17 protein-coding genes are annotated in these 24,852 nt (G+C 41.4%); 7 read left to right on the plus strand and 10 right to left on the minus strand.

The features are described 5' to 3' along the window. Positions 1-37: 37 nt before the first annotated feature. Positions 38-556: a TetR/AcrR family transcriptional regulator gene (locus H5187_RS05545; protein ID WP_182797627.1), complete on the minus strand. Its 519-nt coding sequence runs from the start codon at positions 554-556 to the stop codon at positions 38-40. A gap of 181 nt (positions 557-737) precedes the next feature. Between H5187_RS05545 and H5187_RS05550 the strand changes: the two genes are divergently transcribed. The 3 genes from H5187_RS05550 to H5187_RS05560 all read left to right on the plus strand — a co-directional run bounded on the left by H5187_RS05550 (position 738) and on the right by H5187_RS05560 (position 2,577). Further along, the gene (locus H5187_RS05550) at positions 738-1,358 is read left to right on the plus strand and encodes a glutathione S-transferase family protein (protein ID WP_182717631.1); all 621 of its coding nucleotides are present in this window, start codon (positions 738-740) and stop codon (positions 1,356-1,358) included. A 21-nt stretch (positions 1,359-1,379) separates the two neighbouring features. Then, positions 1,380-2,072, plus strand: coding sequence for a cupin domain-containing protein (locus tag H5187_RS05555; RefSeq protein ID WP_182797628.1), 693 nt, complete (start codon positions 1,380-1,382; stop codon positions 2,070-2,072). 124 nt (positions 2,073-2,196) lie between these two features. Continuing rightward, positions 2,197-2,577 carry an STAS/SEC14 domain-containing protein gene (locus H5187_RS05560; protein WP_182739483.1) on the plus strand — a complete coding sequence of 127 codons (381 nt, stop codon included), beginning with the start codon at positions 2,197-2,199 and terminating at the stop codon, positions 2,575-2,577. 91 nt (positions 2,578-2,668) lie between these two features. Here the strand turns inward: H5187_RS05560 and H5187_RS05565 are convergent, their stop codons facing one another. The 3 genes from H5187_RS05565 to H5187_RS05575 form a co-directional block, all read right to left on the minus strand. Beyond that, positions 2,669-3,616 (minus strand): carbohydrate kinase, encoded by a 948-nt coding sequence (locus H5187_RS05565; protein ID WP_182797629.1) that lies wholly within the window; start codon positions 3,614-3,616, stop codon positions 2,669-2,671. A 129-nt stretch (positions 3,617-3,745) separates the two neighbouring features. Continuing rightward, complete coding sequence (locus tag H5187_RS05570; protein ID WP_182739484.1) at positions 3,746-6,139, minus strand: TonB-dependent receptor domain-containing protein; 2,394 nt, start codon at positions 6,137-6,139, stop codon at positions 3,746-3,748. 167 nt (positions 6,140-6,306) lie between these two features. After that, complete coding sequence (locus H5187_RS05575) at positions 6,307-7,536, minus strand: sugar MFS transporter (RefSeq protein ID WP_149981806.1); 1,230 nt, start codon at positions 7,534-7,536, stop codon at positions 6,307-6,309. Between the two features lie 177 nt (positions 7,537-7,713). Here H5187_RS05575 and gtfA point away from each other — a divergent pair, with 177 nt between their 5' ends. Further along, a complete protein-coding gene (gene gtfA / locus H5187_RS05580) occupies positions 7,714-9,186 on the plus strand; it encodes a sucrose phosphorylase (RefSeq protein WP_182739485.1) in 1,473 nt (490 codons plus the stop codon). A 24-nt stretch (positions 9,187-9,210) separates the two neighbouring features. Here the strand turns inward: gtfA and H5187_RS05585 are convergent, their stop codons facing one another. After that, positions 9,211-10,242: a LacI family DNA-binding transcriptional regulator gene (locus H5187_RS05585; protein ID WP_149981804.1), complete on the minus strand. Its 1,032-nt coding sequence runs from the start codon at positions 10,240-10,242 to the stop codon at positions 9,211-9,213. Between the two features lie 422 nt (positions 10,243-10,664). On the opposite strand from H5187_RS05585, the gene H5187_RS05590 reads away from it, so the two are divergent. Then, complete coding sequence (locus H5187_RS05590) at positions 10,665-13,439, plus strand: collagenase (RefSeq protein WP_182717625.1); 2,775 nt, start codon at positions 10,665-10,667, stop codon at positions 13,437-13,439. 88 nt (positions 13,440-13,527) lie between these two features. Here H5187_RS05590 and H5187_RS05595 read toward each other — a convergent pair whose 3' ends face one another. The 5 genes from H5187_RS05595 to H5187_RS05615 all read right to left on the minus strand — a co-directional run bounded on the left by H5187_RS05595 (position 13,528) and on the right by H5187_RS05615 (position 20,620). After that, positions 13,528-14,544 (minus strand): ABC transporter ATP-binding protein, encoded by a 1,017-nt coding sequence (locus H5187_RS05595; RefSeq protein ID WP_182760781.1) that lies wholly within the window; start codon positions 14,542-14,544, stop codon positions 13,528-13,530. Between the two features lie 14 nt (positions 14,545-14,558). Beyond that, on the minus strand, positions 14,559-16,058 hold the full coding sequence (locus H5187_RS05600) for an iron ABC transporter permease (RefSeq protein ID WP_149981801.1): 1,500 nt from the start codon (positions 16,056-16,058) through the stop codon (positions 14,559-14,561). Then, positions 16,058-17,098 (minus strand): extracellular solute-binding protein, encoded by a 1,041-nt coding sequence (locus H5187_RS05605; protein WP_145234493.1) that lies wholly within the window; start codon positions 17,096-17,098, stop codon positions 16,058-16,060. The genes H5187_RS05600 and H5187_RS05605 overlap by 1 nt, the downstream gene beginning before the upstream one ends. Continuing rightward, complete coding sequence (locus tag H5187_RS05610; protein WP_182717622.1) at positions 17,099-17,911, minus strand: hypothetical protein; 813 nt, start codon at positions 17,909-17,911, stop codon at positions 17,099-17,101. 207 nt (positions 17,912-18,118) lie between these two features. Continuing rightward, entirely contained in the window at positions 18,119-20,620 is a 2,502-nt protein-coding gene (locus tag H5187_RS05615) for a hypothetical protein (protein ID WP_182797630.1), read from the minus strand. A gap of 68 nt (positions 20,621-20,688) precedes the next feature. Between H5187_RS05615 and H5187_RS05620 the strand changes: the two genes are divergently transcribed. Then, positions 20,689-22,458, plus strand: coding sequence for an MFS transporter (locus H5187_RS05620; protein ID WP_182797631.1), 1,770 nt, complete (start codon positions 20,689-20,691; stop codon positions 22,456-22,458). Further along, complete coding sequence (ygjK, locus tag H5187_RS05625; protein WP_182797632.1) at positions 22,448-24,820, plus strand: alpha-glucosidase; 2,373 nt, start codon at positions 22,448-22,450, stop codon at positions 24,818-24,820. Before H5187_RS05620 ends, ygjK begins: the two co-directional genes overlap by 11 nt. Positions 24,821-24,852: the final 32 nt, after the last annotated feature.

The raw sequence follows: 24,852 nt of genomic DNA on the forward strand, positions 1-24,852 counted from the left end.
CGCTTTTTTTTATAGTTCTAAAGTGACGTAATGCCTGTTAGAAAATGGCTTGTTCAAAGTAACTAATATCGTCAAGGGTCTTACTGATCATCATCGCGCCCTCTAATAAACTCACTGTTTTAATCGCGGCACGTTCAGGATTAAGCTCTCCATTTATTTTATGTGCTTGAGTTAACCAGGCTAAGTTTTTAATGAAAAAGCGTTTTACTTCATCGCGCACTTTATCAGGAAGACTGTCACTTTGTGCGCCAAGTAAGCCACATAAACACATCTTTTTATCTATAACTAACGCGTTTGTAAATAATTGCGTGTAAATATCAATAGGGTTTTTACCGTTTGCTTTGTGTGCCTCCGGTTCGCCAAGCACAGCGATAAAGGCATCCGTATATTGATGCGCGAGTTCAGCACCTAAATCAGCTTTGGTTGGAAAATGATAATGCACACTCGCACTTTTAATACCAATTTCATTCGCCAACTCTCTAAAGCTAAAATTGCTATAGCCACCAAGTCTAACCTTATTTTCTGCTGCTTTTAACAGGGCTGCTTTTTTTGTCATTTTAAAACTTCCTTCATATCGCTGCAAAAAATTATCAACCAGTAGGTAGTTATATTCAAGCTCTTTTATTTTTTAAGTTTGCAAAAATCTAGATATTAATATAAATTACCTATCAGTAGGTAGGCGGCTTGATCTTACCAATATTAGTTCAAACTGTGGTTAAAAATATAAAGAGATAATTATGAAAATTTATGACGTAGAAAACTTTCCTAATCCATTACGTGTACGTATTGCTCTTGCTGAAAAAAATGCGACTGACAAAGTTGAATTTGTTGCTGTTGATTTATTAAATGGTGAGCATCGTACTGAAGCCTTTTTAGCTAAAAACCCCTTAGCAGGCGTGCCTGTTTTAGAGCTAGATGACGGGACATATATAGCGGAATGCACCGCGATTACTGAATATATTGATACCACTTTTGCTGGCCCTTCATTAACGGGTATTGAGGCAAAAGAACGCGCGGTGATTAATATGATGCAAAAGCGTGCGGAGTCAATGGTCCTTGATGCGGTAGCCAGTTACTTTCATCATGCAACGGATGGTTTAGGCCCAGCACTTGAAACCTATCAAAATGTTGCTTGGGGAGCAAAGCAAGGTGAAAAAGCGCACCAAGGTTTTGTTTATTTTAATACAGTGTTAGCCAATTCTGCTTATGTTGCCGGTGAGCAATTTACTGTTGCAGATATTACTTTGTACGCCGGTCTGGTGTTTGCAGGCTTTGCACAAATTGTTATTCCAAGTGAGCTATCACATTTAATTGCATGGCAACAAAAGGTCGCGCAGCGTCCAAGTATTGCTAAATAGATTTATAATTTGGAGGCAAATATGAAAATTGCAGCAGACTTTAGCAAACGTGTTGTCGTGCACAGTGAATCACTCGAGTGGATAGCGTCACCGATGGCGGGTGTTGATAGGCGTCCACTTGATAGAGTAGGCGATGAGGTTGCACGCGCAACCAGCATTGTACGTTATGCGCCAAATAGCCATTTTTCTGCCCATACACATACCGGCGGTGAAGAATTTATTGTGCTTGAAGGTGTTTTTCAAGATGAACATGGTGATTTCCCCAAGGGTTCTTATATTCGTAATCCGCCCGAATCAAAGCATACTCCAGGCTCCGAAAGCGGCTGCGTTATATTTGTAAAATTATGGCAGTTTCAGCCAGAGGACAGAGAGCATGTACGTTTACAAACTAATACCATGCAAGGTGTTCCTCACCCTGAGTTTAGTGATGTAAATGTAGCTCCTCTTTATAAAGACGCCTTTGAAGAGGTGAGTTTAATGCATTTTAAAGCGAACGCCGAGATAGCGATAAATGCACCCGGTGGGGCTGAGCTTTTAGTACTTGAAGGTTCACTTGAAGAGCAGGGCGATACACTTGTAAAAAACAGTTGGTTAAGAGTTCCCATAAACAGCATGGTTAATGCTAAAGCAGGCAGTGAAGGCGCAAAAGTTTGGCTTAAAACAGGTCATTTAACGGATGCAGATAAGCAAATTCATCGCTTGGAAAACCCTTAAAGCTTATATAAAAAGTGAGCAAATGCTCACTTTTTACTTTTCCAGCTGTATTTTGATTTGCTTCATAATTTATTAATCTAACTTAACGTATTCTCAAACCTTAACGTATAAATGAGACTAAGTTATGACACATTTAAACCATGGTTTATCTATTGATATTGAAGGCGCAGGCCGTGAGTTTTTCTTAACCTTAAAAGCGGTTGGCAAGCTTACTCACGAAGATTATAAAACCATCCCCCCGATGATTGATTCAGCCTTATCGCAAGTAAAACAGCCAATAATAAATGTACTCATTGATAGTATCGAGTTTCAGGGCGGTGGCTTTAGAGCCGCATGGGATGATTTAAAGTTAGGTATAAAACACAATAAAGAGCTGAAAAAAGTTGCTATTTATGGCAATAAAAAATGGCAGTCCAATATTGCTAAAATAGGAAACCGCGTTGTATCAGGTGAAATGGCCTATTTTGAAAATGCGACAGCTGCAATTGAGTGGCTAGAAGAGTAGGGTATTTATAAAATACTGTAAATACCAAGCGCTGTTATTGTTTCATGCCAGTCAATACTAATTAACTGGCATTAACATGGGCTTTAATCTTTTAAACTACATCAACTAACATTGGTAATGCGGGAAATGCTCCCTTGGCTAAACAGGCTTTTGAACCACAGCGAAGGCCGAAATTTAAAGCGCGTTTTACTATTTGCTGATTGTTGAGTTTATCCGTGAGCAATATATTTTCATCATTATGATTTAAATAATACAAAACCCCGGCAATAAACGCATCGCCCGCACTGGTGGTATCAACCGCCGTAATAATTGGTGCAGCTTCAGTAAATGCAAATGCGTTATGGTAAACGGTTGCAGGCGCGGGACCATCGGTTAAAAACACTAAGCTAACATCCGTATCTAGAATCGATTGCAAGTAATCATCAGGTGTTTGCTGTGTTTGCTCAGCTAAAAAATTTAGCTCATCCCGCGATAGCTTAACTATATCGCAATAGGCGTAACACGCGTGTACATTTTGCTCAATGTCATTGCTATTTTGCCACAAGCTATAGCGTAAATTCACATCAAAGCTGACTAGCTTATGGTTCTTTTTAGCCAGCTTTAAAGCATTGATCGTGGTGCGCGCAATGGCTAAACTAGTTAACGTGTTGGAACAAAAGTGTAGGGTACTCAATTCATCCCATTTGATATGGTTTAAATGCTCACTCGTTAACAGTAAATCGGCGGTATTGTGGCGATAAAAATTAAAGCTGCGTTCACCGGTTTCATCCAAACTGACAATAACCACGGCCGTTTGAGAGTCTTTAATTGTAAATAAGTACTCTGTACTTACCTTATATTGCGCAAGCGATTTACTTAATTGTTTAGCAAAATAGTCATCGCCCATACCGCCACAAAAAGCCGCTTTGCCGCCCAGTTTGGCATAACCTACCGCTACATTGGCAGGAGCGCCGCCAGCAATGGGCAAATAAGCACTGTTTTGAGAATCTTGCGGCAGCATATCAATAAGCAGCTCGCCAAGGCTAAGTAATTTGGTCATATTGTAAATCCTAAAAAACCTAGCAAGGGCTAGGTCAAAAGTAGTGGGAGAGTCTTTCAAGGTAAATAGATGTTAGGAGATCAAGCGCTGAAAATACATTATTCAGCGCTTAAAAATACTAAAGCTCGGTTAATTAAATAGGTATTTAAGTGTTAGTGACGTTGTACGGCCGTTAATAGTGCGGGCACGAATAATATTATTATCTGGGATAGAACTTTCTTCGGCTTCAGTAATACCGACTGTATCAAATAGGTTATTTACATTAAGCGCGATGCTAAGGTTTTCAGATAAATCGTAGCTTACAAAGCCATTTACTTGGGTGTAACCATCAAATTTAAGGTCGTTGTTGTCTTGAGCGTATGCATCGGTAGTACCAATAAAGCTTACACCAGCTGCACCTTTCTCGTAGCTATAACGCGCCATTAGTGAGTAAATTAAATCTGCTTGGCGTCGAGGCGTATTACCTTCTACTTCCGGTGTTAGTGCATCTTTAACGATTTCAGCATCGGTCCAGGTTAAGTTACCGCGAAAATCCCACGCATCGATGAAGTAAGTTGATTCAATCTCAATCCCTTTGGCTTCGTATTCACGGTCGAAAAAGGTTTGTGATGTAGCTTCAAAATTTTGCTCTTCAGTTTCTGCATAAAAAGCAGTTGCAAATACAGAGAAGGAATCAAAACGTTTTTTAACCCCAAACTCATATTGATTAACTTCATCTACAGCATCTTCTTTCGCAACAGAGCCATCTGCACGTACTTTACCAAATAATAGTCGGTCAGCATTCGCTCGTCCGCCTTTACTGATACGAGCAAATGTTGCCAGACTTGGGTCAATTTGATAGTTAGCACCAATTGAATAAGATGTGTAGTTCCAGTCGTAGTTAACTGGGCTGGCATTAGTAATATCAATGCCTGCAACATTTTGTTCAGGAACGGATATTTCACCATCACGATTCATATCAACTGTAGAGGTTACTGCACCTGCGTAATTACCGCGAGCTTCGCCACTATCGTAACGGGCACTTGCATCAATACTTACATCGCCAAGTTTTGTAGAAAATGCAACGTACGGGGCGCGAGTGTCGTATTCTGTGTCGTAATCACGCTGACAACAGTTACCCCAAAAAGGTGTTCCGTATGCGTATAAACCATTTTCAGAAAACTCAGTACCATCGGCAGCTGTGACATTTAATAAGGCTGCGTTATCGCCCTTAAGCTCCATTAGATAAGAGTTCCATAACCACGACATGGCAATGTTTTGCGTTGATGCGTAGTAACCAAACGTAATGCTGGTGTCGTCATCGAGCGATTTAGTCAATTTAAAGTCGTTCACAATAGAGTCAAAGTCGTTCATTGTGACGTCAAACGTATGAATACGCATTGCTAAATTGTCTTTAAATGCAGCCCCAGTATTTGCATTGCTGAGTGTTGCACCTGCGCCGCCAATACTTTCTGCAATCGACGTTGCACTGCCTACTTCAGCAGGAATAAGTGAATTAAAGTTACCGCTTACAGATGATTTACGAAAACGGTTTTCGATACGCCAATCATTATCTAAGTCAAATACTGCTTCAAAGCCAATTGAGTCAACGTTAGGGTTCATACCGTCGCGAATATCGCCACTGCTAATTTGGTTTTCGCCGTTTAGACGCACTGTTTTTGTAAATAATGCCGAGTGTGGTGTATCCGATTGTGCGTCAAACCCAGGGATAGAATCGCCATTTGCATACATTGGCATCGGTAAGTAACCTACGCTTTTATCATCTAAATGCTTGTAATAAATTCGAACATAGCCGTTTTCAAAATCTTTGGTTAGGTTGGCTTTAATTTGCCCGCCTTTATTTGATGTGTAACCTGTTTCGCGTGGACCTTCACCTTGGCGAACAAAGCCACCGACATGAAAACGTACACTATCGCTTAGGTAAGTACCGTATTCAAAGTCTGTACGAACGCTATCGTAATCGAGGCCCAGAGTAGTTGATACGCTGCCTGATTCGTTTTCACCATTTTTAGAAATAAAGTTAATAATGCCACCAGGTGCATTACTTGCAGCCGTCGATGCTGAGCCGCCACGAATTGATTCGATTGTTTGTACGGTATTATCTAAGCGCATAAAAATATCAGCGTTACCAAAAGCGATATCACCGTATTGCAGTACAGGTAAACCGTCTTCTTGTAATTGTAAAAATTTCGCACCGCCAGATGCCACAGGTAAACCACGCACAGCAATGTTTGCGTTACCTTCACCACCGGTCGATTCTGCGCGAATACCCGGAATGATTCTAAACGCCTCAGCGGTTGAGCGAGGTGTAGACACTTCAACCTGTTCAAGCGACAAGCTACTGACTGATACGCTTGATGCCATAATCGTTGTACGACGTGGTACACCAGTTACAACGATTGTTTCAAGACCTTTGTTAGCTTGTACTTGAGAATTTTGATCTTGTTGTTGCGCATGTACGCCTTGGCTTACGGCAAGTGCTAATGCACTGATTAAATATAAAGGTGTGTTGTGTGTTGTCATGGTTACGCCTCGTTGTGTTGAACCCAATTGGATTTGTATTTTTACTTAATCGATTAAGTAAAAATAACAAATATTTTACAAGAAGCAAATTATTTTGTGCTTAATTTGCTCTTTTTTTATTCATTCATTGATTTATAAAGTATTTTTTATTGTCTTAGAATATAGGTTTACTCAGTTACAGGGTTATCTTGCTGTAAAGCCGTTGCTGATGGATCTTTAAAATAATTAAACAGCATAGCTAAAAATAAAATGACAGCAAAGCCCGTAGCTAAATAAAAACCGTAACGCACATGGCCAAAGTAATCGCTGATCATACCCATGAACAAGGGTGCTAAAGCCGCCGAAAGTGCGGTAAAAAATAATATCACGCCCGCCACAGCACCGTGCTGTTGCACTGCAAAGCAGGATATACCTTTAGAGTTTAAAGTCGGATAAACCATCGACATAAATAACCCCGAAAGCGGCAATAAACCCACAGCCCAATCAACGCCACCGAATAATGTACCGACATAACACAGCGCAATGCCTAAGCTTAAATAGGCCATAACACCTTGCCAGCTATAGCGGTTTAGTAACCATACGGCAATAAATCGCCCTGCGGCACGCAGTACAAAAAATATTGTCAATGCATAGGTTGCAAGTAGTGGCCAAGAGCCAGTGTAATCTTTTAACAGCGTAGGCATCCATACATAAATAGCAACCTCCGTGGCCACATAAAGGGCAATTGCCAGAGAAAAACCTAGCGCATACGGATTTTTGATCATTTTCATGGTGGTGGCAAGCGAAGTGGGCTTTGCTGTGGTTTTTACAACGGCTGGGTAGTCTGCACGCCACGCTAGTAAAGCGAGAATTAAACACATTACACCTGCAATAATGTACAGGTAAGTCCAGCTTACATTTTGCACCAGTAAGACGCCTACTAGAGCTGGCCCTACAATGGCGCCTATGCCAAAAAAGCCTTCTACCTTATTCATCGTTTTAGTGTGATCTTCGTTACTATGTGAAATATCACCAAGTAACGCAAGCGCACCCGTTTTAAATAAACCAATGGCTAAGCCTATGCAGCAAAGTAGCAATAAAAAGAAGGTAAAGCTGGTGCTAAACGCAAACAAGAAACAGCTCGCCGAAAATATTAAAAGGCCTAGCATGATGGTTGTTTTACGCCCTAAACTGTCTGCTAAAAAACCTAAAAACAATCCACTAAAAGCAATTAGCGCCATAGGTGCATAATGGAACGCGCTTGCTTGGGTCATGCTTAAACCAAACTCTTTTATAAGTTCAGGTATGATCATGCCCACCGCATCAGAAGTCATGGCAAACATAAAAAACATCATATATGTAAGCCAGCGTATTTGTTGCAACGGGTCGCTGCTTACGTGTGTGTGTGATTTTGTCATGTACTTTTTTCCTCGTTAAATGCTCAGTTAACACTCAGTAAGTCAGTTAGTTACTTATTGTAGTATTACGTAAGCCACGATTTTTGTATGTAAAATTATTAAAAATTACTTGTAAATTCTCACTCGCTAGTTAAAGATATATCTTAATCGATTAAGTTTCAACATGGTAATCACACAATGATGAAGAATAAAGTTCAATTGATCACATACGCTGATCGGATCACTGGTCAAGATATCAACGCATTGACCACACTTTTAAATGGCCCATTACACGGCGTATTTGGAGGTGTGCACCTATTGCCCTTCTATAATCCAATTGATGGTAGTGATGCAGGCTTTGACCCTATTGATCATAGTGCCGTGGATGAACGGATCGGTACTTGGCAAGACATTCAAGTGTTAGGCGCAGACTATGATCTGATGGCCGATTTGATTGTAAACCACGTATCGGCGCAATCTTTTCAGTTTCAGGACGTACTGGCAAAAGGCAAAGCATCTTCGTTTTGGGATTTATTTTTAACTAAAGAAGATGTCTTTCCAAATGGCATGAGCGACGCCGAGCAAAAAGCGATTTATCGCCCGCGCCCTGGCAGTTGTTTTACTCCAATGCCATGTGGCGATGGTCAAACGTATGATTTTTGGACCACGTTTACCGATAATCAAATCGACATTAATGTTAAAGTTGCTGCGGGCATTGCGTATTTAAATAATGTATTAACGAAGTTCTCTGCTAATAACGTTAATATTATTCGTTTAGATGCGGCGGGTTACGCGATTAAGCAAGCCGGCACAAACTGCTTTATGCTAGATGAAACGTTTGATTATTTAGATAAGTTATCGGCGCAAGCTAATGCATTGGGTATGGAAACAATTGCTGAAATCCACAGCCATTATCAAACTCAAGTTGACGTCGCAAAGCGGGTCAATATGGTTTATGACTTCGCATTACCACCATTGATTTTACACAGCTTATTTACCAATAACAGTGATGCACTTGTAAAGTGGTTAAATATTTCACCACGTAATTGCTTAACAGTACTCGATACCCATGATGGCATTGGTATTATTGATGCGGGTCCAATGGGTGATAAGCCAGGATTATTAAATGCAGCGCAAATTGATAATCTAGTTGAAACTATTCATGCAAATAGCAATAACCAAAGCCGCCAAGCAACTGGGGCTGCTGCCAGTAATGTCGACTTGTACCAAGTAAATTGCACTTATTACAATGCGTTAGGTGCAAATGATTTTGACTATTTAGTTGCGCGCGCGATTCAATTTTTTGCACCCGGCGTACCACAAGTTTACTACGGTGGCTTATTCGCAGCTGAAAATGATATGGCGTTACTAGCAAAATCAAATGTAGGTCGTGATATTAATCGTCCATATTTAGATGCTGATATCATTGCGCAGTCTCTTGCAAAGCCTGTTGTACAGGGATTACTAAAATTAATTGAGATACGTAATACTCACAGTGCCTTTGCAGGTGAGTTTAGTGTTGAAGGTGATGACAATAGTTGTGCTTTAAAGTGGCTATTAAACGACAGTGAAATTGTCCTAAAAGTTAATTTTGCACGTCGCGAAGCGTTAATAATTGAACGCACTGGGAATGAGCAAATACTCACCTCACTAAATGATTTGTTAAACTAAGTTAACCTTACAATCAGTCACTTATCAGCCACTATGACCTAACTGTAATTGGTAGTTGATAAGTGCTTTTTGCTCTTTTTTGCTAATAAATAAATTAGCTGCTAATGCTCCTTTTTCTTCACTATTTTGATGAATAGTTGTTAATGTTGGCATAGAGCGCTGCGCTTCATCAATGCCATCAAATCCAACAATTCGCAATTCTTGGGGTATTTTTATACCTATTTTAACTGCTTCGCGAATTGCCGCGAGGGCAATAAGATCACTCATACAAAGTAATACATTGGGTCTAGGTATGCAGTTGAGCGCTTCTTTTGCTGCGATGCTTGCATAACGTTCGCTACTTTCTGGAATATTCCAAGTTCTATCGTCACCTAAGGTAATGTTAACTTCGCTTAATGCTTTTTGATAACCTCGTAATCTTTGATGTGCAATTGATTGACCGGCTTCGCATTCATGGTGCTCATATACACGACACAATACATTTTCATCTAATAACCGCAGTCCCAATATAGCGACCTGATCAGCACTGCTTTTTAATACGTGTTTGGCCACTTCATAACTAGCTTGTTCGTTATCTATGTTTACTGAGGCATTACGATCAATATCAAAATCAACGGTAACCACATGTTTGGGTACAATTTTTAATTGATCTACAAGTGATTGATTGCGCGGACGGCCATAACAAATAAAGCCATCAACAAAATCTAATACGCTGTTAAGGTTTTGACTATTTCCCGAAAATAATAATAAGTTAATATTGTTTTTTTCAAGGATAGAAGCCACACCACGCATAAAACTACTGGCCACAGGATCCGACACCATATACTCAATACTGTCAGGTAATACCAGCGCAACAATATTAAATTTACCACGGCGTAATGACTGCGCTGCTTTATTGGGGCCAAAATAGCCAAGCTCTTTACACGCCAATAAAATAGACTCGCGACGACTTTTTGATAGTTGATCTGGACGATTAAATGCATTTGAAACGGTGGCGTTAGAAACGCCTAATTCTTTGGCGATGCTTTTTAATGTCCAATGTTTTTTTTGGGTCATACGACTTCTCATGATAGTGAACGCGATTCACTAATAAATTACCATATTTCACGCTAAATCAAAGTGTTAATTATATTGTAGCGTGTATAGCAAGTTACGTAATTAGGTATTAGGAACAAGAATGAACTAGAAAGTGGTTGTTATTAATAATAAAGTACTGGCTTTTTTATATCTGCTAGCTTACTAACTCACACGTTACTGTTTGGGTGATTTTTCACAAAGTCGCCTTATCATTTATATCTTTACATATGTACCCTTTTTGATGGTAAAGTGCTGGTGTTTTCTATTTTGCTACAACTAATGAATTAAGTTTTTTTAGTTTTAGGCAAAGTATATTGTATGTAATGGCGATTATATGTTGCAAATTGCGTCCTCGATAACCCGTTCTGGATTGAAATAATAAAATTTATCAAAGGTAAATTATGAAAATGAATAGATTGATTTTGGCGTTACCGTTACTAGGGGCAAGCTCTATGGCGCTTGCTAATACGACCCATCAGCGCGTATTCAAGCCACAAGCTGCGATTGTTGAACGTGTGCATCATCATGGCGTTGAACACGGCCATAATGAAAAAGCACCAATAGCACAGCTGCAATCACAACCCCAAAAATTTAGTATGTTAATGATGCGTAGCCAAGCGGCCACAGTCAGCTGCGATTTAAATGCACTGGCTAATGCTAGTTCAACGAGCATTATTACTGAGCTTAAAAATCAAGGTAGTGGCTGTGTTAATGAACTATTTAGTGCATCAGCATCAACTCAGAGCCTAGTATTTAGTTCTGATAATATGTATGCGGTTGCTAATCATGCAAAGTCACTCTCACAGACTTATGCTGGCGGTGGTGACATTGAACTCGAGGCATTGTTCCTATATTTACGAGCTGGTTTTTATGCGGAATTTTACAACGACAACGTGAGCTTTAGCTCTTGGGTTACGCCTGCCGTAATTGATGCGATAGATGCTTTTGTAAACAACAGCCATTTTTATGACGATAATGACGGCCACGGTAAAACGCTTTCTGAAGTGATCATTACGATGGACAGCGCTGAACAGCAACATCGTTACTTGTATGTGGTGAAACAGTGGCTAACGCGTTTTAACGAAAGCTATGCTGCAAAATGGAATATACGCAGTGCGGTGAATGGTATTTTTACTTTGCTTTATCGCGGCCAGTGGAATGATGCATTTGTTACAGCTGTAGCTAGCGATACTGATTTAGTTACTAAGCTGAATGCATTTACCCAAAAGCAGTGGATGATTGACTCTGACGCACAATATTTAATTGTTAATGCAGCCAGTGAGCTTGCGCGCCTTAAGCAATATTCCGACACTGCTATTCAAGCTACTGTTGATACTGGCTTAAAAGCGGTTTTTAGTACTTATAACAGCTTTGGCTATGGTGATGCAGTATGGCTTGCGGCGGCAGATTCTGTCAGTTATTACGCTGATTGTAATGACTATGGTATTTGTGGCTTTGTTGATGAACTTACTCAGCAAGCGCTTTCGCAAAATTATAGCTGTAGTAGCACTATTAAAATTCGCTCACAAAATATGACTGCAGCACAACATACAGCTGCATGTGCTGCAATGGGCGCAGAAGAAGGTTTATTTCACACTAAACTTGCCACCAATAACGCCCCAGTTGCCGATGATAACAATAGTTTTTTACAAGTAAATATATTTGATAGCAGCGATGATTATAGTAAATACGCAGGTGCGATTTTTGGCATTAACACCAATAATGGCGGCATGTATTTAGAAGGTGACCCCGCAGTTGTGGGTAATCAAGCAAATTTTATTGCCTATGAGGCGAGCTACGCCAATGCTGAGCATTACGTGTGGAATCTAGAGCATGAATATGTGCATTACTTAGATGGTCGTTTTGACTTATATGGAAACTTTAATTCACCAACTGAAGATATTGTGTGGTGGTCAGAAGGCGTTGCAGAATATGTTGCTAATCTTGATAATAATGACGCCGCTAAAAATACCATCAGTGATGGTTCGCGTTATACCTTAGCGCAAGTATTTGCCACTAACTATGACGGTTTTGATCAAGACCGTATTTATCGCTGGGGTTACTTAGCTGTGCGCTTTATGTTCGAACGCCATTACAGTGAAATTAATGCCATGCTTGCAGATACACGCATTGGTAATTGGAGTGCTTATAAAGCGAAAACTGTGCAGTGGGCAAATAATTATGAAAACGAGTTTGTACAATGGTGTGATGACTTAGTTGCAGGTACAACCACTAATACGCCACCAATCGCATACATCAATGGACCTTATGCCGGTATGCAAAACAATGAGATCAATTTTACGAGCAATGGCAGTATTGACAGTGACGGCTCAATTGTTAGTTATCAGTGGAGCTTTGGTGATGGCAGTAGTTCTAATCAAGCAAACCCGGTGCATACTTATACAACATCAGGACAATATAGCGTATCGTTAACGGTTGTTGATAACCAAGGTGCCAGCCAAACCGCATCAACATTGGCTAGTATTGAAGAGGATAGCAGCGTTGGTAACGGCGAGTTGATAAACGCTCAACCAATGACTATTGCTGGCGAGCAAGATGAGCTGTTGTATTTCAGCTTTGATGTACCGCAAGGTGCCAGCGACTTAGTGTTTAGCTTAAGTGGTGGCACGGGCGATGCTGATTTATATGTGAGTTATGCTGCTACACCAACAATGGATAGTTATGATTGTCGTCCTTATGTCGGTGGTAATAGTGAACAATGTGTAATAAATCCTGCGCAAGCAGGTGTTTATCAAGTAATGATTCGTGGCTATAACATGTTTGATAATGTGAAATTAACCGCTTCATACACAGGAGTAAGTAGTAGTGTACCTGATGCATGTGCTACCCAAGGTAGTCGTAGCAATGGCCGTTTAAATGACGGTGAAGTGATTTGTTTGGGTAACAGCGATCCTATGTGGTTTAGTATTGCTGACGTACAAAGTCAAAGTGGTGTGGCGATAACTACCGCTAATGGCAGTGGCGACATCAGCCTAAGTTATTCAAACAGCAGCTGGCCAAATGGCAGTAATGAACAGGCTCAGTCCAGTAATAGCGGCAATAGCGAATGTATTTATATTAGTGATCAAAGCCAATATTGGGGTTATTTAAAGGTGTCGGGCAATAGTACTGGTGCAAGTCTAGTGGTTGATTTTAATAGCCAAGGGTGTCGTTAAAATTATCATATTAAAAAAGTAAAGCACCTACAGCAAAGCCCATCTATATGGGCTTTTTTAGTGTTGTAACTTAAGCGTTAAAGTGAGTTTAGATTGCTCGTTTATACACCGCGAGTGGATGCGAAGTACTTAACGATACGTGCACGCTATCGCCAGGGTATACAACGACTTCGTGGCTTACGCGGCTAGTAACCACTGTTTTACAGGCAAGCTCTACTGCACATAAACGACTCCCTCCTTCAAAGCGTACCCATACGACCACACCGTTGTTGCCGATCTCACCTTGTACTAGCATTACATCGTCGGGGCGAAGTAGGACATCCACCTCACCTTGTTGGCAATCTACGCCCTGAGCGGGCACATTGCCGATGGCTGTAGTTGCTTGATTATTCTCAAAAAAACCGTTAATGAAACTTGCTTCACCTAAAAAACGTGCAACAAAGCGATTGTTGGGCACACTAAAACAACGCTCAGGAGTATCAAGTTGCTGGATTTTTCCGGCCTTGAGCACACCCACACGATCGCCTATTGATAAAGCTTCTTCTTGATCATGAGTCACCCAAATTGCAGGCACGCCAGCTTTTTTCAGGGCATTTCGGATATCCCAGCGCAGCATATCTTTTAGTGCCGCATCAAGGTTTGAAAGCGGCTCATCAAGTAACACAAAGTCAGGTTGGTGGGCAAGGGTACGTGCTAGTGCAACTCGTTGTTTTTGACCGCCTGAAAGGGTGGCTGGCTTTTTATGACGAAAGTCATCAAGACCCAGTAGGGCTATCCAATGATCAGCAACGGCGGTATCTTTTAAACGAAAGCCAATGTTTTGCTCAACGGTTAAATGAGGGAATAACGCAAAGTCTTGAAATACCATACCTACGCTGCGTTTCTCAGGTGGCACAGTCAATTTAGGGGTAGCCTGCCATTTACCTAAGTTAATTTCACCTTCGCTAATAGGAATTAGTCCGGCGAGCGCTTGTAAAATTGTGCTTTTACCACAGCCCGTAGGGCCTACTAGCATGAGAATTTCACTTTCACCAAGCAACAAATTTAGGTCGCTTACTACACGGTTACTGCCATAATCTATAGACAACTGGCTTACAGATAGCATTTGTATTTAAATCCTCAATGTTCGAGTTGGTTACGTTTTTCGCCAGACATCATAATAGCTAAACCGCACGCAGAAATCAGTACTAACAATAACCCAGGAATAGCAGCACGACCAAAATAGCCCGCCTCATAAACACGCCATAAATAAGTCGATAGTGTTTCAAAGCCAGTTGGGCCAAGTAATAAGGTTGCTTCTAATTCACGCATGGATTCTAAAAATACTAAAGCGGCACCGGCTATGATCCCACGCATTGTTAGTGGTAAAGTTATGCGGGTAAATGCTTCGCGCGGACTGGCGCCTAAGACCCGCGCAGATTTAACTAAACTTGGATCAAGGTGCTCAGTGCTAGTGCGCACAGAGCCTACCGCTAAGGGTAAAAAACGCAGCATATAGGCAATGATCAACAGCCCTAATGTTTGATATAAAAACGGCAATTGCAAACCACCGTAAACTAGCGCGGTGCCCATTACAATACCTGGAATACCAAAACCAAAGTAAGTAACACGCTCCATGATACGACCCGCTTTACCGCTAAGTGCAGCATGGGCAACAGGGATAGCTACAATCACCGCAACCACTGCAGCAATGGCTGAGGCATACGCTGAATTCCACGCGATGCTAAAATCAAATGAGCTAAAGCCATCACGTGCTAACCACAGCGAAAATATCGCCAGAGGTAAGCCAATGGCTAATAATAAAATAGGCGCAAAAGTGGCAAACATAGCCGCTAGTTGCAACTTACTAGGAAACAAAATTAATGGCCGGCCATGGCGTTCGCTAGCCGTTTTAATTTGTGACTCAATCAACAGTAAAAAGCCCACAATCACCAACAACTGTAACGATAACATTGCTGCACGACTTAACTCAAACGCATTGTACTCGACATAAATAACCCGGGTAAAGGTATCAAGGCGCATCATTGCAGGTGTGCCAAAGTCAGACAAAGTATACAGTGCAACCAATAACGAACCTGCGGCAATGCCATTTACTACACGGGGTAAAATGACTTTAAATACACTTTCGGTCATCGACATACCTAAGGTGCGGGCCGCATTAACCATGCTTGCATCAAGACTAAGTAAAGATGAGCGGGTAGTCATCATTACAAATGGAAATGTGTAAAGAGTCATGACAATAGCTGCGCCGCTGAGTCCATCCATCGATGGCAGTTCAATACCAAGTAGATTATGTATCTCTCCGCCGGAGCCAAAAGCCGCATAAAGCGTAAATGCACCAATGTAACTGGGAATGGCTAGAGGCGCGGCAAAAAACACCAACCATACTTTTTTAAACGGTAAGCGCACATAAGCGCTGATAAATGCTAACGGTACTCCGATTAAAATAGAACCAATGACCGTTAATACCATCAAGGACAAAGTATTGCCGAGAATACTTAAATTATGATTATCAAACAAAGAGCTGGCATCAGTGGCCAGCGTTATTAAAATAAAGATAGGAGATAAAACAATAAGCGCTGCAAGCAGCGCCATTGGGTAAGAAGCTGGTAGTCGCATTACAGTACGCCGCTATTTCGCATCAAAGCTATGGTTGGCCGAAGATCAGCTAACTGTGTTAAGTCCACTTTGGGTGGTGAAATATTGGCTAAAGATGGTAACCCTTCAGGTAGAGGGACACCATTTACCAGCGGAATTTCATAGGCTTCACGAGCCAAGTAACCTTGCACTTCGATGCTTAATAAATAGCGCATAAAGTGAGTGGCAAGAGGGTCGTCGTTCAATGCCAAAATACCTGATGCATTGACTAAACAGCCAGCATCTTGTTGGGTAAATGCTAAATCAAGTTTGGCATCTGGTTTGCCTGATTTTAAACGTAAGGTGTAATAGTGATTAGCAAAACCAATATCCACTTCACCACGTTCAACGGCCATTACTACACCCAACTCACCGGCATAGGTTTTAGCACGCTTCTTAATCTTTTTCAGCCATTTCGCTGTTTTATCGTCACCTTCGAGAATACGCATTGCCGTTACAAATGATTGAAACGATGCATACGCAGGTGCCCAGCCAATGCTTAAGTCACTATCAGCAATGTCCATAATACTGGTTGGAATTTGCTCTTTGGTCAAACGCGAAGTGTTATAGGGTATGGTGCGCACACGACCGGTGACAGGGGCCCAATCTTTATAGCGAAACTGTGGTTGCAACTGCGCTGATAAATCACTCGGAATAGGTTGTGCAAGGCCGGCATCTGAAACCAAGCCAATAGCGCCAGAATCAACAGCCCAAAACAAATCGGCTCTACGCACCCCTGCTTTTGCTTCAGCAACAATGGTATTGGCTAAAGCTGCTGTAGGACCACGACGAATGCCTAGTTTAAAGTTGGGGTTTCTGTCTTGAATTGCTTGTAGCACATTTTCATACAAACCACCTTCACCACGACCTAGGTATAAGGTCAGCTCACCTTCAAGTTTAGGTAAGTCATCAACAGAAACTGGGTTTGCTATGTTGGCAGCTAGTGCGCGAGAAAGAGGCAATGGTAATGCACCGATTGCCCCAAACGCAGCTAGGCCTTGTATAAAGGTCCTACGCTTCACTTAAAATACATCCTTACGTGCTTTTTCGGCTTTTTCGAGTAATACCTTGGCGCGGTCTAATTTAGTGTGCATGCTACTTACCACATCGCGTACTTCATCAACACTTTTGTTATCTGAAATTGCTTTTGGCAGTGTCACGTTAAAATCTTTTTCTAATATTTCAACAAGTTTGGCATCTTGTTCGATAAGTGTGCCTTCAACACCTTCAAATAGGTGAAGGTAAGTATCGTGCACAATGCTGGTTGCTTCATCACTTAAACGCTCTGCATATTTGGCAATGACACGATCAAGTTTATGTTTAATTTCATCGATTGTAGCACTTTGAGTCATGCTTGTGGTTGCAGTTGCTTTAACGTTTGCAAGCAAACCTTTTTGTTGAAATTGCGCCGCTAGTTTAACTGCGCCAAGACCTTGCCACAAGGCAGCATTCATCGCTTGTTGTTCTTTACGAGCTTCAGTCGCCGGCTTGTTATTATCAATGGCCATTTTTACGCCATAAATACCTTGCCAGATTGACGCATATACCGGCACAAAATTTGTTTCAATCGCGCTGTGAAACTTCACTGATTCCCAATACTCGATTAGGTCATCGCTTTTTACTGCTTTTACGCCTTTGCTTTCATAGTCGCTTACCATGGTATCGACTTTGCCGATCATCCATTCAACTTCTTCTGAGTAATCTTTGATATTTGCTTGTAAGTGATTTACATGTTCGCCAATAGGGCCATTAGCAAATGCAGGTTGCGCAACAAATGCTGATACTAAAAGAAGGCTCACACCTAAGGTTGTTGCTGATTTAAATAATGCTTTCATGAAAGTGGATCCGAAAAGATGATTGTAAATGATAGGCATTATCATATATGTAACCATGACTAAAATCAAGGATACTAATTTTACGGACTAAATTCTATTTTGTCTTTATTTATAAAGCATTTGGCGATATTAGGGACGTGCCAACGGGTCGTTGAGTTGTGGCTAAAGCAAAGCAGCTAAGAGGTTATTTCTTAGCTGCTAACTAAATTATAAGTTTATCCGTTTGATAAGTCGGATCTCCTCCCCATCGACATCTAATAACGCAGTGACGGTGATCAACATCGGTTCGCTACTCGCTGTGAATTTAAATTGATAGTTTTGTACTGCATAAGGCGCAATCTCCACAGGGTGTTTTTGTGTCATTACACTTTCAAGCTGTATAAAGGGCGTAGCTGTCAGTGTTATTTGCCCCGTTGTCGCACCTGAATAAGGGCCTGATAGGGTCGCGGTAAATAGCCAATCACCCGCGTTATTTTTAGTCTGAGTGAGTGTCATCCCAACTCCGTTGAAAGGGACATTAGCAGCACTAATTTCACGGGTTTTATTTAATCCTTGCCAATTAAGATCTTGTTCGACAACAATTGTTTGAGCTTGTGTTGACGCTGGTAAGTGAATGTTGTGGATACCGGGTTTTAAGAGCTGACGGAGATGGTGCTTGTTAAGCACCTTACCTGCAGTTGCAAAGCTAACTTGGGCGGCCAATTGCAGCTCAAAATCGGTAGGGTTTTCGACGCGTAAAAAGGCTTTGTTGTGGTGATAGTAAACACCAGAATTAATACCACTGAGTGCGCTAAAACCACTATTACCTAATAGGGTTTTATAGCGGTTAAATATAACTGCAAGTTCAGCATTTATGGCTGTATGGTTGCTCGGCTGAGGTATTTTTGCCATTAACTTACTCAGCTCGACATCGCAATTAACCAGTTTGCGCTGATGTTGTTGGCAGGTTCTAAACACTCGATTTAATAATTTATAACCTGTAAATAGCCACGGATCAGTAAGCTGTGTTTGGTTTTGTGCTGCTAAATTTAAATATTTAGCATCGCCAGCTGGCGTTGCAAATAAGTAAGGTGTGATCTGGTGATTGTTATTTTTACTTAATAAGCTGATTTTTTTTGTATCGAGTGCGGCTGTTATTTTAGTCGATAAAGCAAGGGTAAATGTTTGCCCAATGATATTCGTCCCGTTATCCGCTTTTAAGCCCACCGTTAGTTGGCTGCTCCCTAATGTAAGGTTTAAACCAAGTGTTGCGTGTTGAGCTAAAGCGGCTTTTAACTCAGGACTAAGTGCGATTTGCACAGGCTGAAAATCCTTGAAATTACGTGCGGTTATTATTAACCGCTCAGCATCTACTATTAATAGTTTTAGTAATTGGTCGTCATTCGCTTGCTCATTACCAATAAACGTAGTGCGGTATTGTTGGTTTTGCTCGCTGCGCTTGCCTTGCATGGCAATGCCTATTTCACCGCGCTGTAATTGTGCCGGTTCAAATTCAATTAAAGCAGCCACTTGGTGCTTATTTGTCAGATCGATTAACGCATTTACTTGTGGTGCGGGAAAGTCTATCACTGGGTGCGATACATCAGTAGTGAGAGCGGGGTTTATATCCAATCGAGATAAGGTATTTGAATCTGTATTTCGTAGCCAATAAGCATTACCATTTTGCTCCCACGGGCCTGATACAATATGAAAACTGGGTTTTATATTTTGCACAAAGTCAGCAAAGCCTTGCTCTATTGCCTGCCAATCTTTAAAAGTGTGTTTAAGGAGTGAATTGGCTGTGCTGAGCGTGGCGTCACTGTGTGGGTTGGCAAGCCTAAGTTGCTGCACAAAATATGCAAAATATTGTGCGCGTTCTGGAGAGCTTAAAAGGTAATGAATGATAAAAAAATTAAGGCCGCGTTTAAGTGCAGGATCATCGTTTATTTGCTCAAGAGTGGGTTTATCAGCACTGTAATATTGCTTTAAACCGGTCTCAATATAATTCATAGGGGCACGATCAAACACCATCACAGTCAGTTGTTTTTGCTTGGCATCGTAAACATGGTGAGCGACCGAGTCGGCTAAGCCTTCGGTGATCCAATTAGGCGCCCAGGTTGAATGACCGTTTAAAGCCATGTGAAAAGCATGCATGGTTTCGTGAATGACAATATAGCGTTGGTGATGCTCACGATGGCTTGGGAAGTTATATCCTGCGCGGTTATAAAACATAGTTTCGCCGCCTGCGGTTTTATGTACGCCTCTTAAAAAACCGTCATCAAGCATGGCCTCGCGCACTCTATCGCGGCTGCTACCATACACTACAGCGATACGCTGGCGTTCAATATTAGGTGGCTCCATACCGAATAGTGCAACATAGTGTGGATAAGCCATTTCTAAAAGCGCTAAATACAGCGTTACTTTTTCTTTTGGTAAATCACTCTTCAGTGCAAAGTGTTTACTTACCCACCAATCATATCCTCGGCTATTACCAATTTTGCCATCGCTATATGTATAGGGGATGGTTTTCCCTAAGAATGCAATGTCCATTTTGTGTAACGTACTGGTGTAACCTTGTACTGATAGGTCTACTTGCATCTGTTGTGGATCAGTTTCCATAGCACTTGACGTTGTTGTTTGTGGTTGTACGGTCTGCGCAGTATCGGCTTGCGGCTCTTTTTGACACGCGGCAAGTAACAGTAATAACAAAGTGAGTGAGAGTTTTTTCATAATTATAGTTGTTTTATGTGTATATTGTATGCAATATAAAATACTGTGTTTAATTGTGAAAGTAAACTATGAATAATAATCAAATACCAATAAAAACCAACTCAGCAGCAAAGCAGAGTAAGCAAACCCCAGCTAATAAAGGCTTTGGTGTGGCATTTTATATTGCAAACACCATGGAAATTTTTGAGCGCTTAGCTTGGTATGGCTTTTTTGCGGTTTCATCTGTCTATATGACTACCCCAGTTGAACAAGGTGGGGTGGGCTTTAATGATGCACAGCGTGGTGCTGTGCAAGGTATTATTCCTTTCTTTTTATATTTATTACCGGTGTTAACAGGCGCGCTGGCTGATCGGTATGGTTATAAAAGGCTGTTTATAATTTCCTTTATAATTATGGCGCCAGGTTACTACTTTTTAGGCCAAGTAACTGACTTTAATTCGTTCTTTATGATTTTAATGTTGGTGGCATTTGGTGCGGCGTGTTTTAAACCTGTGGTGGTTGGTACTATAAGTCGCAGCACGAATGATACTAACCGTGGCCTAGGGTTTGGTATTTTTTACACTATGGTTAATTTGGGCGGCTTTATTGGCCCATTAGTCGCCGGTTATATGCGTGCGATCAGCTGGGATGCGGTATTTGTAATGTCGGCCGTGTGGATTTTGCTTAACTTTATTCCGCTGCTATTTTATCGCGAAACAACCCCATCTTCGCAAGCAAATACCAGCCTTAAGCAGGTATTACAACAAGCTCAACAAGTATTAGGCAACAGCCGCTTTGCACTGTTGTTATTTACTTGTGTGATTATTCTAATGACCGCAGGCGTGAGTTGGCTCAGTTATACGCAAGCTTTTGTATTAATTGCTCTATGGTTAGGGACAAACTGGTTGTGGGATAAAAGTGTCAGTACTAAGCAAAGCCATAACTGGCACTTACAGCCGGTGCGGGTAAGTAACCGTAATTTTGCCTTGTACTTAGCCATATTGACAGGGTTTTGGACTGTGTATAATCAGCTATTTTACACTTTACCGTTGTTTATACGTGATTATACAAACACCCAAGATTTGGTTGTTTTACTAAGTTATTTTGGTCAATCAACGGTGGATTTTTTTGCGTTTGTTGATAGTGGGGCATTGAGTGAAAAAATTCAGCTTTTGTCAGTCAATTATGTATCTTCATCACCTTTAACGAGCACTGAGCTTGAAGTAATACGCCTTGAATTAGTGCATCTAAAAGTAAACGTGCCAGTGAGCGAAATAGCGCTTTTTATTGAGCAAATAGCAACTAGCGATTTTACTCAGCAACAAAGTAAACAACTTGCCCAGCAATGGCTGGTTTATCGGCAAGTTAACCCCGAGTACCTGATTAATTTAGACTTTGCGGCCATTGTATTATTACAAATAATCGTTAGTTTAAAATGCCAAGGATTTAAGGTGATATCGGTTTTGATCAGTGGCTTGATTGTTACTGCGGGTGCCTTTTTATTGTTATTGCTAATGAGCGCGGGTTTATTAATGACGCAATTGGGCGGAGCTGTAATGATCACCGTTATTTTACTGATCGCCTTTGGTGAAATGCTCACCTCCCCAAAAAGCCAAGAATATGTAGCCAGTATTGCCCCTAAAAATAGCGCTGCGATGTTCATGGGTTACTATTTTGTATCTATGGCGCTGGGCTTTTTATTTGCTGGTTTTTTATCAGGGTGGAGCTATGGTTACTTAGTGAAAGAGCTGCAACGTCCGGCACTCATGTGGCTATTATTTGCAGTGATCGCGCTTTTCACTGGCTTTGGTTTTTACCTTCTAGCGCGAAATAATAAGGATACCCACAGTGAAACTTAAACAGCGACTTATTTTAATAGCTGCCATGCTGATGTTGAGCTTACAAGCCACAGCAAATGACCCAGTGAGCGGTGAAAATAGTCATTATAAAAATTTAATTGATCGCACGGGAAGTCCATATTATATGCAAGACTTTGCTAGAGGCGAGCATCAACGCTTTAGTCCATTATTTGACTTAGGTGCATGGCATGGTCATTTACTGCCAAGCGATGACAATATCGGAAGCTTTACCGGGCCTGCAATTATTAGCGAAGAATACCTTAATTTTATCGCCCCTTATTTAGAAAAGCTCAGCGTCTATAAAGACCAAAGTCATAAAGTTAAACTCGCCATGAATAGTTACAGCTTGCCGGGTGCTTTAGTGCAAGAATTAACGGGTGATGGCGTAAGTATTCGCATGGAGTTACGTTTTGTAAGTAATCGTACTTCGTTAGTTAAAACACAGATCACAACCAAAAAACCACTCATTTTGCGCTGGGAAGGGCGGTTAGTGAGTAAGTTAACAGCTCAAGACGGTATCGCAAAAGATGCGCGTTCACCTTTTGAAGTATACCCGCAACTGTTACCTCAATGGCAAGTGAGTGATAATACTATCACGCTAAAGTTTGGCAAAGTGCGTGCACATGGCCAGTTACTAACTTCTGGCAGCTCGCAGTTACAATTGCATAAAACGCTATCAGTCAACACCACTCATGAAGCATTAAGCTATGCAAGTGACACAACAATTGATAGCGATACCACGTTTTACACAACTTATTCGTACTTATTAAATAGCCAAGAAGCGGCAAACGAGCAGGCTATTATAAAAGATGTTTTAAACCAGCCCGAGCTGTATTTAGCCCGCAGTGCCACGCGTTGGCAAGGGTATATTAATAGTGCGCTGCGCCCGTTAGCCAGTGCCGATGAAAGGCATAAAAAGTTAGCCGTCAAAAGTATTGAAACCTTGATTGGTAATTGGCGTTCTAAAGCCGGTGCTGTTGGCTTTGATACCGTAAGTCCTGCCGTGACGGGACGCTGGTTTTCCGGTAATCAGACTTGGCCGTGGGATAGTTATAAGCACGCTTTTGCCCTGGCGACTTTTCACCCAGTACTCGCAAAGCAAAATCTCAATGCGGTATTTGAGCACCAAATAACAGCAAATGATGCTGTAAGACCGTGGGATGTAGGGTTTATTCCTGATTTAGTGGCTTATAATTTAAGCCCTGAACGGGGTGGTGATGGGACTAACTGGAACGAACGTAATACTAAACCCAGTTTAGCCGCTTGGGCTGTGTGGCAAGTTTATGAGTACACAAATGATAAGCAGTGGCTTGCGGAAATATTCCCAAAGTTGGTCAGCTATAGAAACTGGTGGCTAACTAATCGAGATCACAATGGCAATGGTGTGCCAGAGTATGGCGCAACAGTTGATAAGGCCCATACAACGGATGACGGTAAATTACGCTTTGAGGTGCAAACAGCAACGGGTTGGGCTGCGCAAAGTGGTCTTGAAAATTATAAGGATCAGCTTATCGCCCATCCACAAAAACAGATAAAGATCCCTGCGCAAACAGCGGCATCGTGGGAGTCGGGCCGAGATGATGCAGCGGTGTTTGGTTTCATTAGCAGTGAACAACTCGCGAAGTATATAAAAAATGGCGGTAAAGCCACTGATTGGCACGTAGGTTTTGCCGAAAATTTTGATAAAGCGGGGCGTTTGATTGGCTACTCATTACTGCAAGAATCAGTCGATCAGGCATCATACATGGCAGCGGATAATCGCTATTTAAGTAAAATTGCTAAAGAGCTGAATTATCCTCGCCAAGCGAGTTATTTTTTAAAACAAGCAGCCAAACTAAGAGCGTATATAAATCGATGTATGTTCGATAGAACAACTGGCTATTATTATGACATTGAAATAGCACCACAACCGTTAGCAAGTGGCTGTGCAGGCAAGCCGTTAGTTAAGCGCGGTAAAGGCCCTGAAGGCTGGTCGCCGCTATTTAATCAAGTATCCACGGTTGAACAAGCGCAGCAAGTGGTTGATGTAATGCTTGATGAAAAAGAGTTCAATACCTACGTACCACTTGGCAGCGCGGCTTTGAGCAACCCTGCTTTTGGTGCAGATATCTATTGGCGAGGTCGAGTATGGCTTGATCAGCTGTATTTTGGTTTGGTGGGTATGAGTCATTACGGTTATTGTGAAAAGGCGCAGCAACTCAGTGAGCAACTACTTACTCATGCTGATGGCTTATTGGCCAGTGCTCCTATTCGCGAAAATTACAATCCTTTGACGGGCGAACAACAAGGCGCGCCTAATTTCTCGTGGAGTGCCGCGCATTTATTGTTGATAATGCAAAAACAAGGACGTTGGTGTGAGTAGGGCTAAATAAATATTGATATAAACGTTCAATT

Origin of the sequence: Pseudoalteromonas sp. SG44-1 (genome assembly GCF_014164315.1) — a bacterium.
GTDB classification, from domain to species: Bacteria; Pseudomonadota; Gammaproteobacteria; order Enterobacterales; family Alteromonadaceae; genus Pseudoalteromonas; species Pseudoalteromonas rhizosphaerae.

What these genes read in the sequence shown, in the direction of transcription:
- H5187_RS05545 (WP_182797627.1), bottom strand. Translation starts at nt 556, where the DNA reads ATGACAAAAAAAGCAGCCCTGTTAAAAGCAGCAGAAAATAAGGTTAGA.
- H5187_RS05550 (WP_182717631.1), top strand. Translation starts at nt 738, where the DNA reads ATGAAAATTTATGACGTAGAAAACTTTCCTAATCCATTACGTGTACGT.
- H5187_RS05555 (WP_182797628.1), top strand. Translation starts at nt 1,380, where the DNA reads ATGAAAATTGCAGCAGACTTTAGCAAACGTGTTGTCGTGCACAGTGAA.
- H5187_RS05560 (WP_182739483.1), top strand. Translation starts at nt 2,197, where the DNA reads ATGACACATTTAAACCATGGTTTATCTATTGATATTGAAGGCGCAGGC.
- H5187_RS05565 (WP_182797629.1), bottom strand. Translation starts at nt 3,616, where the DNA reads ATGACCAAATTACTTAGCCTTGGCGAGCTGCTTATTGATATGCTGCCG.
- H5187_RS05570 (WP_182739484.1), bottom strand. Translation starts at nt 6,139, where the DNA reads ATGACAACACACAACACACCTTTATATTTAATCAGTGCATTAGCACTT.
- H5187_RS05575 (WP_149981806.1), bottom strand. Translation starts at nt 7,536, where the DNA reads ATGACAAAATCACACACACACGTAAGCAGCGACCCGTTGCAACAAATA.
- gtfA (WP_182739485.1), top strand. Translation starts at nt 7,714, where the DNA reads ATGATGAAGAATAAAGTTCAATTGATCACATACGCTGATCGGATCACT.
- H5187_RS05585 (WP_149981804.1), bottom strand. Translation starts at nt 10,242, where the DNA reads ATGACCCAAAAAAAACATTGGACATTAAAAAGCATCGCCAAAGAATTA.
- H5187_RS05590 (WP_182717625.1), top strand. Translation starts at nt 10,665, where the DNA reads ATGAAAATGAATAGATTGATTTTGGCGTTACCGTTACTAGGGGCAAGC.
- H5187_RS05595 (WP_182760781.1), bottom strand. Translation starts at nt 14,544, where the DNA reads ATGCTATCTGTAAGCCAGTTGTCTATAGATTATGGCAGTAACCGTGTA.
- H5187_RS05600 (WP_149981801.1), bottom strand. Translation starts at nt 16,058, where the DNA reads ATGCGACTACCAGCTTCTTACCCAATGGCGCTGCTTGCAGCGCTTATT.
- H5187_RS05610 (WP_182717622.1), bottom strand. Translation starts at nt 17,911, where the DNA reads ATGAAAGCATTATTTAAATCAGCAACAACCTTAGGTGTGAGCCTTCTT.
- H5187_RS05615 (WP_182797630.1), bottom strand. Translation starts at nt 20,620, where the DNA reads ATGAAAAAACTCTCACTCACTTTGTTATTACTGTTACTTGCCGCGTGT.
- H5187_RS05620 (WP_182797631.1), top strand. Translation starts at nt 20,689, where the DNA reads ATGAATAATAATCAAATACCAATAAAAACCAACTCAGCAGCAAAGCAG.